Annotated in this window: 13 protein-coding genes; 8 read left to right on the top strand and 5 right to left on the bottom strand. The window is 74.3% G+C overall.

All coding sequences use genetic code 11. The features are described from left to right. Window positions 1–167 precede the first annotated feature (167 nt). The 6 genes from JOE68_RS06990 (at window position 168) to JOE68_RS06965 (ending at window position 5966) form a co-directional block, all read left to right on the top strand. Window positions 168–434: a hypothetical protein gene (locus JOE68_RS06990; protein ID WP_204841516.1), complete on the top strand. Its 267-nt coding sequence runs from the start codon at window positions 168–170 to the stop codon at window positions 432–434. A gap of 125 nt (window positions 435–559) precedes the next feature. Then, window positions 560–2878, top strand: a complete 2319-nt coding sequence (secA2, locus tag JOE68_RS06985) for an accessory Sec system translocase SecA2 (protein ID WP_204841515.1) — start codon at window positions 560–562, stop codon at window positions 2876–2878. A 181-nt stretch (window positions 2879–3059) separates the two neighbouring features. Beyond that, window positions 3060–3845: a sporulation protein gene (locus JOE68_RS06980; protein ID WP_204841514.1), complete on the top strand. Its 786-nt coding sequence runs from the start codon at window positions 3060–3062 to the stop codon at window positions 3843–3845. A 163-nt stretch (window positions 3846–4008) separates the two neighbouring features. Continuing rightward, entirely contained in the window at window positions 4009–4281 is a 273-nt protein-coding gene (locus JOE68_RS06975) for a GlsB/YeaQ/YmgE family stress response membrane protein (protein ID WP_204845965.1), read from the top strand. A 314-nt stretch (window positions 4282–4595) separates the two neighbouring features. After that, entirely contained in the window at window positions 4596–5357 is a 762-nt protein-coding gene (locus JOE68_RS06970; protein ID WP_204841513.1) for an SDR family NAD(P)-dependent oxidoreductase, read from the top strand. A 39-nt stretch (window positions 5358–5396) separates the two neighbouring features. Then, window positions 5397–5966 carry a TetR/AcrR family transcriptional regulator gene (locus tag JOE68_RS06965; protein WP_204841512.1) on the top strand — a complete coding sequence of 190 codons (570 nt, stop codon included), beginning with the start codon at window positions 5397–5399 and terminating at the stop codon, window positions 5964–5966. Between the two features lie 26 nt (window positions 5967–5992). Here the strand turns inward: JOE68_RS06965 and JOE68_RS06960 are convergent, their stop codons facing one another. Both JOE68_RS06960 and JOE68_RS06955 read right to left on the bottom strand, forming a co-directional pair. Then, complete coding sequence (locus JOE68_RS06960) at window positions 5993–6445, bottom strand: MaoC family dehydratase (protein ID WP_204841511.1); 453 nt, start codon at window positions 6443–6445, stop codon at window positions 5993–5995. A gap of 2 nt (window positions 6446–6447) precedes the next feature. Continuing rightward, a complete protein-coding gene (locus JOE68_RS06955; RefSeq protein ID WP_204841510.1) occupies window positions 6448–7209 on the bottom strand; it encodes an SDR family oxidoreductase in 762 nt (253 codons plus the stop codon). A 412-nt stretch (window positions 7210–7621) separates the two neighbouring features. Between JOE68_RS06955 and JOE68_RS06950 the strand changes: the two genes are divergently transcribed. Beyond that, window positions 7622–8578, top strand: a complete 957-nt coding sequence (locus tag JOE68_RS06950; RefSeq protein WP_204841509.1) for a quinone oxidoreductase family protein — start codon at window positions 7622–7624, stop codon at window positions 8576–8578. 170 nt (window positions 8579–8748) lie between these two features. Here JOE68_RS06950 and JOE68_RS06945 read toward each other — a convergent pair whose 3' ends face one another. Continuing rightward, the gene (locus tag JOE68_RS06945) at window positions 8749–9267 is read right to left on the bottom strand and encodes a DUF6319 family protein (protein WP_239562159.1); all 519 of its coding nucleotides are present in this window, start codon (window positions 9265–9267) and stop codon (window positions 8749–8751) included. Between the two features lie 49 nt (window positions 9268–9316). Here JOE68_RS06945 and JOE68_RS06940 point away from each other — a divergent pair, with 49 nt between their 5' ends. Then, window positions 9317–9652 carry a DUF6401 family natural product biosynthesis protein gene (locus JOE68_RS06940; protein ID WP_307819560.1) on the top strand — a complete coding sequence of 112 codons (336 nt, stop codon included), beginning with the start codon at window positions 9317–9319 and terminating at the stop codon, window positions 9650–9652. A 60-nt stretch (window positions 9653–9712) separates the two neighbouring features. Here JOE68_RS06940 and JOE68_RS06935 read toward each other — a convergent pair whose 3' ends face one another. Continuing rightward, window positions 9713–10588 (bottom strand): mechanosensitive ion channel family protein, encoded by an 876-nt coding sequence (locus JOE68_RS06935; protein ID WP_204841507.1) that lies wholly within the window; start codon window positions 10586–10588, stop codon window positions 9713–9715. 105 nt (window positions 10589–10693) lie between these two features. Continuing rightward, window positions 10694–11893 (bottom strand): S8 family serine peptidase, encoded by a 1200-nt coding sequence (locus tag JOE68_RS06930; protein WP_204841506.1) that lies wholly within the window; start codon window positions 11891–11893, stop codon window positions 10694–10696. Window positions 11894–11925 lie beyond the last annotated feature (32 nt).

The following is an 11925-nucleotide window of genomic DNA, read 5'->3' as shown; positions in this document are numbered from 1 at the left end:
GCTGGGCTTCGGCCCCTGCGGGGCGTGGTGCTCGGCCCGGCGGTGGAAGCTTGAGTCGCACGATGGTGGCGTTTCGGTGCGACTGGCCGGGGTAGCTGGGATGACCCAGCGAAGTTCGCACTACCAGGTGATTTACCTTCACCCGGCGTGAGGTGAACGCTTCCGGGGTGACTGAGCAACGGCGCTCTGAGCCCACCAACCGGGAATCGGACCTCATCCGACGCATCCAGAACCTGGCGCACCGCGCCGAACGCACCGCGTTCAACCACTCCAACCTGGTGGGGCCGCCCCCCTCCCAGGAGCACCTGGACATCCTGGCGGAGATCCGCACCCTCACCGAGCAGGCGGTGGCCGCCGGGCTCGGCAGAGCCGCCGGCCTGCCCCGCCAGGCCGACCCGGTCGACGACGCCCACCTGCGCGCACCCGCCGTCTAGCGCCGCCCGCGGGCCGGGACCGCGCCCGGCCCGCCCCCGGCCGGGGCCGCCACCGGCCCGCCGAACGTGAAAAGTCAACCGGGTGACGTGCGGAACGTTGGGTGCGTGCCGTACGTTGCCGTGCCGTGACCACTCTCCTGGGACGGTTCAAGCAGCGGCTGCGCCGGTTCGCACAGAAGCCCGGCTCGGCCGACCTCACGCCGTACCGCTCGCTGCTCGCCGAGGTCAACGAGCAGGCGGACCGCGTGGGCGCGCTCAGCGACGCGCAGCTCACCGAGGCGGCGGTCGCCCTGCGGGAGAGGTCCGAGTTCGGGCGCGCCGAGCTGGTGGAGGTCTGCGCCCTCGGCCGCGAGGCCGCCGACCGGGCGCTGGGCCTGCGGCCGTTCGACGTGCAGGTCCTGGGCGCGCTCGGGCTGCTGGAGGGCCACGTCGTCGAGATGGCCACCGGCGAGGGCAAGACGCTGTCCGGCGCCATCGCCGCCGCCGGCTTCGCGCTGCGCGGCGACCACGTCCACGTGGTGTCGGTCAACGACTACCTGGCCCAGCGCGACGCGGAGTGGATGGGCCCGCTGTACGAGCTGCTCGGCGTGTCCGTCGGCTGGCTCAGCCAGAGCAGCAAGCCCGACGAGCGCCGTGCCGCCTACGAGGCCGAGGTCACCTACGCGTCGGTGTCCGAGATCGGGTTCGACGTCCTGCGCGACCGGCTCGCCGTGGACGAGGCCGACCGCGTCGTGCCGTCCCCGCGCGTCGCCCTGGTGGACGAGGCCGACTCGGTCCTGGTGGACGAGGCCCGCGTGCCGCTGGTCCTGGCCGGCTCCACCGCGGGCCCCGCCGTCGACCCGGCCCTGGCCGACCTGGTCAAGCGGCTGCGCCGGGACCTGCACTTCGAGGTCGACGACGAGGAGCGCAACGTCTACCTCACCGGGGCCGGCTCCGAGCTGGTCGAACGCGCCCTGGGCGGCATCGACCTGTACTCCGACGAGCACGTCTCCACCACGCTGAGCAAGGTCAACGTGGCCCTGCACGCGCAGGTCCTGCTGCACCGCGACGTCGACTACATCGTCCGCGACGGCAAGGTGCACCTGATCAACGACACCCGCGGCCGCATCGCGAAGCTCCAGCGCTGGCCGGACGGCCTCCAGGCGGCGGTCGAGGCCAAGGAGGCCGTGCAGACCACCGACTCCGGCGAGGTGCTCGACTCGATCACCGTCCAGGCCCTGCTCAGCCGCTACCCGACGGTGTGCGGCATGACCGGCACCGCGGTGGCCGTCGCCGAGCAGCTGCGCGACTTCTACCAGCTGGAAGTGCTGGTCATCCCGTCCAACGTGGAGTGCGTCCGCGAGGACGAGGCGCCCCGCCTCTACACGACGCTGGAGCTGAAGGAAGCCGCCGTCGTCGCGGAGATCGAGCAGGTCCACCGCACCGGGCGGCCCATCCTGGTCGGCACCCTGGACGTCGCCGAGTCCGAGCGGCTGTCCCGCAAGCTCGGCGAAGCGGGCCTGGAGTGCGTCGTGCTCAACGCGAAGAACGACGCGGAGGAGGCGGCCATCATCGCCGACGCCGGGTCGCACGGGCGGATCACCGTCTCCACCCAGATGGCGGGCCGCGGCACCGACATCCGCCTGGGCGGCCACGACTCCACCGACCGCGAGCGCATCGCCGAGCTGGGCGGCCTCTACGTCATCGGCACCGGGCGGCACTCCTCGTCCCGGCTGGACGACCAGCTGCGCGGCCGGGCCGGCCGCCAGGGCGACCCGGGCGGCTCGGTGTTCTTCTCGTCGCTGCAGGACGACCTGGTGGCGCAGTACGTGCCCGACCACGACGAGCCCGCCGAGGTCGACGACGACGGCCGCGTGACCGACGCCGGCACGCTGCACACGGTCGAGCACGCGCAGCGCGTGGCCGAGGGCGTGCAGCTGGAGATCCACCGCAACACGTGGCGGTACAACAAGCTCATCGAGCACCAGCGCACCCTGCTGCTGGAGTACCGGGACAAGCTGCTGCTGACCGACGAGGCGTGGCGGGAGCTGTCCGGGCGCCTGCCGGAGCGGGCGGCGGAGCTGGCCGACCTCCCGTCGGAGATCCTGGTGAGGGCGGCCCGGCTGATCGTCCTGCACCACCTGGACCAGCGGTGGAGCGACCACCTGACGTTCCTGACCGACCTGCGCGAGGGCATCCACCTCAGGGCGCTGGCGAGGCAGAACCCGCTGGACGAGTTCCACCGCGAGGCGATCCCGGCGTACCGCAAGATCGTGCCCGACGCGTGGGACGAGGCGGAGGAGACCTTCGCGAAGGTCGAGATCGACGAGGAGGGCGCGCACCTGGCGGAGGCCGGTGTGCAGCGGCCGAACACGACCTGGACCTACCTGGTCAACGACAACCCCTTCTCCTCCGGCCTGGAGGAGACTTTCAAGGGCCTGGTCAAGCTGGTCCGGCGGCGCTGACGGCCGCCGCTCGCGAGGGGGTCCGCACCCGCCGTGCGCGCCTCCTCACCCGGGCAGCTCGTGCCGGGAGTCCGCCCCCGGGTGGAACCGACGCCCCCGATCGGACGTCTCTGGAACGTGAGGCGTCCTCGGGGCGAATCACGTGCCGGTGTGCGAGCACGAGCCGTTCAGGAGGACCACCGTGGTGTTGAAGAGGATGTTGCGCGCGTTCGGGGTCGGCGGTCCCTCGGTGGACACCGTCCTGGCCAACCCGAACGTCCGCCCCGGCGAGCTGCTGACCGGTGAGGTGCGCATCGCCGGCGGCGACACCGCCGCCGACATCGACCAGGTCAAGCTGTCGCTCGTCACGCGGGTCGAGGTGGAGAGCGGGGACAACGAGTACAACCGCAACGTCGAGTTCGCCCGGGTCGTCGTCGGGCGGCAGGTCCAGGTCCACCCCGGCCGGCAGCTGGCGCTGCCCTTCCGGTTCCCCGTGCCGCTGGAGACGCCGCTGACCGTCGTGCACGGCGCCCACCTGCACGGCATGACGATGGGCCTGCGCACCGAGCTGGAGGTCCGCGGCGCGATCGACCCCGGCGACCTCGACCCGGTCGCCGTGCACCCGATCCGCTCCCAGGAGCACGTGCTCAACGCGTTCGGCGCGCTGGGCTTCCGCTTCACCCGCGCCGACTCGGAGCAGGGCCGCGTCCACGGCGTGCCGCAGCAGCTGCCGTTCTACCAGGAGATCGAGTTCCTGCCGCCGCAGCAGTTCCACGGCAGGGTCAGCCAGGTCGAGCTGACCTTCGTCGCCGACCCGCACCACCTCCACGTGGTGCTGGAGGCGGACCGCCGGGGCGGGTTGTTCCGGCAGGGCGGCGACACGTTCGGGCACTTCGCGATGTCGCACGATGAGGTGATCCGCACGGACTGGGCGGCGGTGCTGCACCAGTGGATGGACCAGGTCGCGGGGCGGCGATCTTCCCGCTGACACGGCTTGTCGGGCGACCACCACGAGGTCGCCGCGGCGGGGGGACCGCGCCGGCGGGCCCGTCGCCGGGGCTGCGGTCGGCGGGTTCGGTGGGATGATTGTCGGCGAGGCCCTCGGCGAGGTCGGGGACTTCTTCGAAGGCGACTACACCGCAGGAGGCATCGTGGGCATCGGCGGTCTGATCAGCGCTCTGATCGTGGGTCTCGTCATCGGGTTCCTCGGCCGGCTCGTGGCGCCGGGCAAGCAGAACATCCCCGTCTGGCTGACGATCGTGGTCGGCATCGTGGCGGCTTTCCTGGGCACCTTCATCGCCCGGGCACTCGGGGTCGAGGACACGCCGGGCATCGACTGGATCGAGGTCATCGTGCAGGTGGTGCTCGCGGCCATCGGGGTGAGCCTGGTGGCGGGGTTCTGGGGCAAGAGGCAGGCCCGCTGACCGGGACCGGCTGACCCGGGGTCCGCAGACCGGGCTCGCCGGCGGGGGCCCGCCGACAGGGGTCCGCCGACGGGACCGCGACCGGGCCCGGCGACCGCGCGCCGGAGGGCCTCCCGGGTCAGCCCGGGAGGCCCTCCGGCGCGAGAGCGGGCCGCCGGCCCGACGCCGGCCGAGCGCGCGCCCGGGGCCGAGCAACCGCTTAGTACGGTGAGCGTCGCCGACGTGGTCGAGCCGGCGCCGGCACGATCGGGCGGCGCCGGCACGAGCAGGCGCCGGCACGAGGGCGCACGGGAACCGGGAGGGGCAGGCCGACCATGGGAATCCTCGACAAGTTCCGGCTCGACGGGCGGGTCGCGATCGTCACCGGGGCGTCCTCCGGCCTCGGCGTGGCCTTCGCCAAGGGCCTGGCCGAGGCGGGCGCGGACGTCGTGCTCGCGGCGCGCCGCGCCGACCGGCTGGCCGACACCGCGGCGCTCGTGGAGCGGGCGGGCCGCCGGGCGCTGGTGGTGCGCGCGGACGTGGCGCGGCCCGAGGACTGCCGCGAGGTGGCGCGGGCCGCCGCGGAGTTCGGCCCCGTCGGCGTGCTGGTGAACAACGCCGGTGTCGCGTCGGCCGTGCCGGCCTCCCGCGAGGCGCCCGAGCAGTTCCGCGGCGTGGTGGACGTCAACCTCACCGGCGCGTTCCTGATGGCGCAGGCCGCCGCGGCGGTGATGGCCGACGGCGGTTCGATCGTCAACATCTCCAGCGTGCTCGGCCTCGTGTCCGGCGGCCTGCCGCAGGCCGCGTACTCCGCGTCGAAGGCCGGCCTGCTCGGCCTGACGCGGGACCTCGCGCAGCAGTGGACCGGCCGCAAGGGCATCCGGGTCAACGCGATCGCGCCCGGCTACTTCGCCTCGGAGATGACCGACCAGTACCCGGAGGGCTACCTGGACGCGCACGTCGCCCGGCTGCCCATGGGGCGCGTGGGCGACCCCGAGGAGCTGGCGGCGGCCGTGGTGTTCCTCGCGTCGCCCGCGGGCGGCTACACCACCGGCGCGACCTTCGTGGTGGACGGCGGCGCGACCGTCGGGAGCTGACCGGCTCGTCCCGGTCCGGTGGCGTTTATGCTGCTGCGCATGGGCACCGTGCCGGAGCGGCTGATCGAGGCGGCCACCAGGCTGTTCGCCGACAAGGGCTTCGACCGGGTCGCGGTGCAGGAGGTCGTCGACCTGGCCGGCGTCACCAAGGGCGCGATGTACCACTACTTCGGGTCCAAGGACGACCTGCTGCACGAGATCTACGGCAGCCTGCTGCGGGTGCAGACCGAGCGGCTGGAGCGCGTCGCCGCCGGCCCGGCCCCGGTGGCCGAGCGGCTGCACGCCGCCGCGCTGGACGTCGTGGTGACCTCGGTGGAGAACTTCGACCAGGCCAAGGTGTACTTCCGGTCGGCCGACCGGCTGGCCGAGGACCGGCGGCGGGCGATGCGCGCCGAGCGCCGCCGCTACCACGAGCGGTTCCGGTCGCTGGTGGAGGAGGGGCAGGCCGCGGGCGTGTTCCGGGCGGACGTGCCGGCGGACCTCGTCGTGCACAACTTCTTCGGCGCGGTGCACCACCTCGGCGCCTGGTACCACGCCTCGGGCGAGCTGTCGGCCGAGCAGGTCGCCCGCCACTACGCGGACCTGCTGCTCGGCTCGCTGCGCCCCTGACGGGGACCACCGTCGCTTGTGGACGGTCAGGGCACCAGGAGCACGACCGTTTCGGCCACGCAGCCCGGTTTCGGCTCGCCCTCGATCTCCACGGTCACCTTCACCACGGCCTGCTTCCCGGGCGGCAGGTCGGTGACCGACAGCAGTTCCGCGCCCGCCCGCACCCGCGAGCCCACGACCACCGGGCTGGGGAAGCGGACCCTGTTCAGGCCGTAGTTCACGCCCATCCGCAGGCCCCGCACGGTGTAGGCGTCCCGCACCAGCGAGGGGATCAGCGACAGGGTCAGGTAGCCGTGGGCCACCGGCGCCCCAAACGGGCCCGCCGCGGCCTTCACCGGGTCCACGTGGATCCACTGGTGGTCGCCGGTGGCGTCGGCGAACAGGTCGACCTGCTCCTGGGTGACCTCGTGCCAGCCGCCGTGCCCCAGGTGCTCGCCCCGGGCGGCCGCGAACTCGTCGAGGTCGGCGAAGACCCGCACGGTCAGTCCTTCGGCCCGCCGGCGACGTAGAGGACCTGGCCGGACACGAAGCCCGCGCCCTCGCTGACGAAGAACGACGCGGCGTGCGCGATGTCCTCGGGGACGCCGACGCGGCCGACCGGGATCGCGGCCGCCGCGCCCTTCTTGAAGTCCTCGAAGTCGATGCCCAGCCGGGCGGCCGTCGCGGCGGTCATGTCGGTGGCGACGAGGCCCGGCGCGATGGCGTTGACCGTGACGCCGAACTTGCCCAGCTCGATCGCGAGGGTCTTGGTGAACCCCTGCAGGCCCGCCTTGGCCGCCGAGTAGTTGGCCTGCCCGCGGTTGCCCAGGGCGCTGGTGCTGGACAGGTTGACGATGCGGCCCCAGCCGGCCTTGGTCTGGAAGACCTGCACCGCCCGGCTCATCAGGAACGCGCCGCGCAGGTGCACGCCCATCACCGCGTCCCAGTCGTCGTCGGTCATCTTGAACAGCAGGTTGTCGCGCAGGATGCCCGCGTTGTTCACCAGCACGGTCGGCGCGCCCAGCTCGTCGGCCACCCGCTCGACGGCCGCGTCGACCGCCGCACGGTCGCTGACGTCCGCGCCCACCGCGATCGCGCGCCCGCCGGCGGCGGTGATCCGCTCCACCCCGGCCGCGCAGCCGCTCTCCTGCAGGTCCAGCAGGGCCACGGCGAGCCCGTCGCGCGCCAGTCGCGCCGCCACCGCCGCGCCGATGCCGCGCGCGGCGCCCGTGACGATGGCCACCCGTGCGTCCGTCCCGGCCACGAGATCCTCCTTGAGCAAGCCCTGCGAACAGGTCCGGTGAACAAGCGCTGTGAACGAGTCCGGTGGACAAGCGCTGTGAGCGAGCGCCGGAGAACCTACCGGTGCCGCCGTGCTCGACGCCACCACCCGGCACGATCAGCGTACCGACCGGTCGGGATGCGCGCGTGGGGTTCGGAGCGGGTCGCCCTGGTCGCCGGCGGCGGGGGCGGGATCGGCGCGGGCGTCGCCCGGCGGCTCGCGGGCCGCGGCTGCCGGCCCCGCCGTGTTGCGCGCCGGCGGAACCGGTGAATGCTGGTACGTCCAGGCCGGTCGGCCCGGCGGACCGCTCCGGTTGCCCGACCTGCCCGGCCCGCGCACCGGCGACGGCGGGCGCGGGGCGCCGCCCGACCCGTCCCAGGAAGGCTGGACACCCTTGCGCGCCATCCAGATCACCGAATTCGGCGGACCCGAGGTGCTGACCGAGGTCGAGCTGCCCGACCCGGCGCCCGGTCCGGGTGAACTGCTCGTGGAGGTCAGCCGGGCGGGCCTGAACTACGCCGACACGCACCAGGCGGAGAACTCCTACCTGGCGCGGATGCGGCTGCCCATGGTGCCCGGCGGCGAGGTCGTCGGCCGCACGCCGCAGGGCCGCCGGGTCGTCGCCCTGGTGAACTCCGGCGGGTACGCGCAGAAGGCGGTGGTCCCCGAGGGCACCGCCTTCGACGTGCCCGACGGCGTGGACGACCTGACCGCGCTGAGCATGGTCGTGCAGGGGGTCAGCGCGTGGCTGCTGCTGCGCCGCAGCACCCACCTGGAGCCGGGGGAGAGCGTGGTCGTCCACGCCGCCGCGGGCGGGGTCGGGTCGATCGCCGTGCAGCTGGCCAAGAGGTGGGGCGCGGGCCGGGTCATCGCCACCGCCAGCAGCGAGGCGAAGCGGCGGCTGGCGCTGGAGCTGGGCGCGGACGTCGCCGTGGACTCGACCGCCGGCGACATGACCGAAACCCTGCGCGAGGCCAACGGCGGGCGGCGGGTCGACGTGGTGCTGGACATGACCGGCGGCGCGGTGACCGACCAGAGCCTGGCCGCGCTGGCCCCGTTCGGGCGGCTGGCCTTCTACGGGATGGCCAGCCGGGAGCGGCCGACGCCGGTCGACCCGGGTGAGCTGCTCGGGCGTTCCGCGGCCATCGCCGGCATGTGGCTGCCGCACGCGTTCGGCCTGCCCGGACGGGTCGTGCACCGGGCCGTGGCGGAGCTGTTCGAGCTGGTGGAGGCGGGGGAGCTGCGGGCGGTGCCGGGCGGCGAGTACGGGCTGTCGGAGGTCCGCCGGGCGCACGAGGACCTGCGGTCGCGCCGGACGACCGGGAAGCTGGTGCTGGACCCCTCGCGGTGACCCCGCCGGGCTCCCCCGCGGGAGTCCTTCGCGGGAGTCCTTCGTCGGGGGGCCTGCGCGGTGGCGCCGGGTGGGACCACCGGGCGGGGCCACCCCCGCGCGGGTGGCGGCCCCGCCCGGATCACCCGCTCAGCGCGACGACCGGCCGACGACCCGGCCGGCCGGTCCGGTCACTCGCTCAGCTCGGCGAGCGCGGCCTTGACCTTGGCCAGCTCGGCCTCCAGCTCCTCCATGCGGGTGCGGTGCTGGGACCGGGCGGCCTCGATGACCTCGTCGATGCCGCCGGCGATGTCCTCGTGCAGCTCCTTGGCCGCCTTCGACACGGCGGCGGCGGAGATCGCCAGGCCCTGCACGACCCGCTTGGTGCCGTGCACCAGGTCGGCCTGCCACTCGCCGTCGGCGGTGCCGGTGACGGTCAGCGTCAGCTCGACCGTGCGGGTCTTCTTGGCCGTGCTCTTGGGCGCCCGGGTCTTCGCGGGCTTGGCCGCCGGCTGGGCGGGCGCCGGCTCCTCCTGCCGGGGCGCGGCAGGTTCGTCCTCCTGCTGCGCGGTGGCGGGCCCGTCCTCCGCCGGCACGGGTGCGGCGGGCGCCTCGGCGTCCACCTGGTCCTGCTGCTCCACGAGCGTGTCCGCCTGCACGTTCTGGTCCTCTCTGCGCGTCCGGCCCGACCCGGCGGGATCATAGAACAACTGTTCGATGCTGGGTCGGTTGCCCCGCACAGCGTAGGGTGTCGGCCTTGTGAGCGGATGGCGGGACATGTCCGCCCGCCGGTTCCTGGACCGGCTCGGTGGCGAAATCGGAATCGCGGCGGCACTGCCCGTGGGGGTGCTCGCGGCGGTGGACCAGCACTCGGCGGCGGTGCGCGACATCCTCGCGCACGGCGCGCCGGCGGCAGCGGCGGAGATCCTCCTGGCGGGCTACGCCAGGGGCGTGCTGGACGAGGCGAGGGCGCACGGCTGGAGCCCGCCGCCGCTGGTGGACTGGCCGCGCGCGGACTGGACGACGCTGCGGCTGGCGGCGGTGTGCTCGCTGGCGCGCGGCGCCGACGAGGACGAGTACGCGCTGGAGTCCTGACGCGCCGGAGGGGGGAGGCGGCGGCGCCGGGCGCCACCGCCTCCCCCCGTTACGACCGCCTCACTGCGGCGGGCGTTGGCCGGGGTTCGGTTGGGGCTGAACCGGGTTCCCGACCGGCGGGGTTGGCATGGTGGCGGCGTGCGCCGGCGTCTCGCCGACGGGGCGCACGTGCTGCGTCGGGGCCTCCTGCGTGCGCCGCACGTCCTCGCGACCCCGCTGGTACGCCTCGGCCTGGGCCCTGGCCTGCGGCACCTCGTTCTCGGCGCGGGTCAGCCAGCCCTCCCAGCGCTGCTGCATGGGCTTGACCAGGCCGCCGCCGACGCCCACGACGGCGATGCCGCCGACGGTGGCCAGGATGGTGATCAGGATGGGCAGGGTGACCGCGGTGGCGACGCCGATCTGGTTCAGCGCGGCGATCACGCCCAGGCCGATGATGAACCAGGACGCCACGTTCGCGATCGTGCGGCCGTAGGACAGGCTGCCCAGCGCGCGGCTCGCGAGGTCGCGCACGGCGCGGGCGATGGCGGCGGCGACCACGATGATCACGATGGCGACGATCGCGCGGGGCAGCCAGGCCACGATCTCGGTCAGCAGGTTGCTGACCGGGTTGGACCCGAACAGGCCGAACGCGATCTGCAGCGCGATCAGCAGGATGCCGTAGTAGACGATCTGCGCGACCAGCCCGGAGGCGTCGAACTTCGAGCGCGCCATCGCGTCGCCGATGCCCCCGCGCTGCACGGCGCGGTCGAAGTGCACCCGTTCGAGCACCTTGTGCACGGCGGTGCGCAGCAGTCGGGCGACGATCCACCCGATGAGCAGCACGACGAGGAACCCGACGAGCTTCGGCAGGAAGGTCACCACTGACCGCAAGGCGTCACCGGCGGCCTCACCGATGCCTTGGGCCTGCGCCGTCTGCACGGCGAGCAGGGCATTCATCGTTCGACCTCCTCGGAGGGGGTGATTCGGCTCACCGAACGGTTACCCCCGCTCGCCGGCCCAAACCACCTCCCGCGCCCCGCCCGTCGGACCCGTCGCGGCCGGTCAGGGGCAGGCTTGCACCAGGCCCGCCCCGACGTCGGTGGACGGCAGGCCCAGCCGGTGGCCGGACTGCATCAGCCGGGCCCACAGCTCCCAGCCGCGCGCGCCGTGCCGCTGGGCCAGCAGCGCCGCGACGCCCGCCACGTGCGGGGTCGCCATGCTGGTGCCCTGGGTGCGCTTGTGCCTGGTCCCGGGGGTCCGGCCGTTCCAGCTGGAGTACACGTTGACACCGGGCCCGGCCACGTCGACCTGGCCGGTGGTGTCCACCGACCCGCAGGAGAACGGCGCGGTGGCCCGCCGCTCGTCGATCGCGCCGACGGACAGGATCGACGGGCAGTTGGCCGGGTGGCCGACCGGCGCGACCACGTCGGGGCGCCTGCTCTCGTTGCCCGCCGCCGCCACGATCAGCGTGTTCCTGGCCAGCGCGCGCTGCGCGGCCTGCTCGAAGACCTGCGAGTGCGGCGTGCCCGGCCGCACCGCCGCGCCCAGCGACATCGACACGACCGCGCAGCCGTTGGCGACCGCCCAGGCGATGCCGGCGAGGATGCCGCCGTCCGCGCCGAGGCCCGAGTTCGCCAGCACCTTGCCCGCGTACAGCTCGGCCTCGTGGGCCACGCCGTAGCCGGGGCCGCCGGACGCGGGTTCGCGCGGTCCCGCGGCGGAGCCGGCGCAGTGCGTGCCGTGGCCGTGCGCGTCCTCCGCCGTCTCGCCCTCGACGAACGAGTGGGTCAGCACCGTCCGGCCGGCGAAGTCCGGGTGGTCGGTGGTGAACCCGGTGTCCAGCACGGCGATCCGGACGCCCGCGCCGGACGCCGTGCTCAGCGGCGCGCCCACGGCCTGCAGGCCCCAGGTGAACGCGCTCTCGTCGACCACCGCGGAACCGCCCGCCCCGGTGTCCTCCGGGGCGGGTGCGGCGATCGCCCGCACGACCCGCTCCGGCTCCACCACGGCGATGGGGCCGGGCCGGTCGACGGCCCGCGCCAGGGCGCCCGCCTGGTCCGGGTCGGCGTCGACCAGGGCGATGCCGAGGTCGTGGAAGATGACGCCGTCGGAGGCGCCCCACTGCCCGGCGGTGACCGACTCGACGGTCGCGGTCGCGGTGATCCCGGCCACGCGGCTCATCTCCCGGGCGCCGGCGGCGACCGAGCCGCCCTCCAGGAGCACCAGGTAGCGGCCGGTCGTCGTCTCGCTCTGGTCGGGCATGGCGGCCCCCTTCTCGGGCAAGGCGGAAATCA

Source organism: Saccharothrix algeriensis (assembly GCF_016907655.1).
GTDB classification, from domain to species: domain Bacteria; phylum Actinomycetota; class Actinomycetes; order Mycobacteriales; family Pseudonocardiaceae; genus Actinosynnema; species Actinosynnema algeriense.
Note: the sequence above shows the minus strand (reverse complement) of the source record. Positions and strands in the feature narration are given on the sequence as shown.

What these genes read in the sequence shown, in the direction of transcription:
- JOE68_RS06970 (WP_204841513.1), top strand. Translation starts at nt 4,596, where the DNA reads ATGGGAATCCTCGACAAGTTCCGGCTCGACGGGCGGGTCGCGATCGTC.
- JOE68_RS06965 (WP_204841512.1), top strand. Translation starts at nt 5,397, where the DNA reads ATGGGCACCGTGCCGGAGCGGCTGATCGAGGCGGCCACCAGGCTGTTC.
- JOE68_RS06935 (WP_204841507.1), bottom strand. Translation starts at nt 10,588, where the DNA reads ATGAATGCCCTGCTCGCCGTGCAGACGGCGCAGGCCCAAGGCATCGGT.
- JOE68_RS06930 (WP_204841506.1), bottom strand. Translation starts at nt 11,893, where the DNA reads ATGCCCGACCAGAGCGAGACGACGACCGGCCGCTACCTGGTGCTCCTG.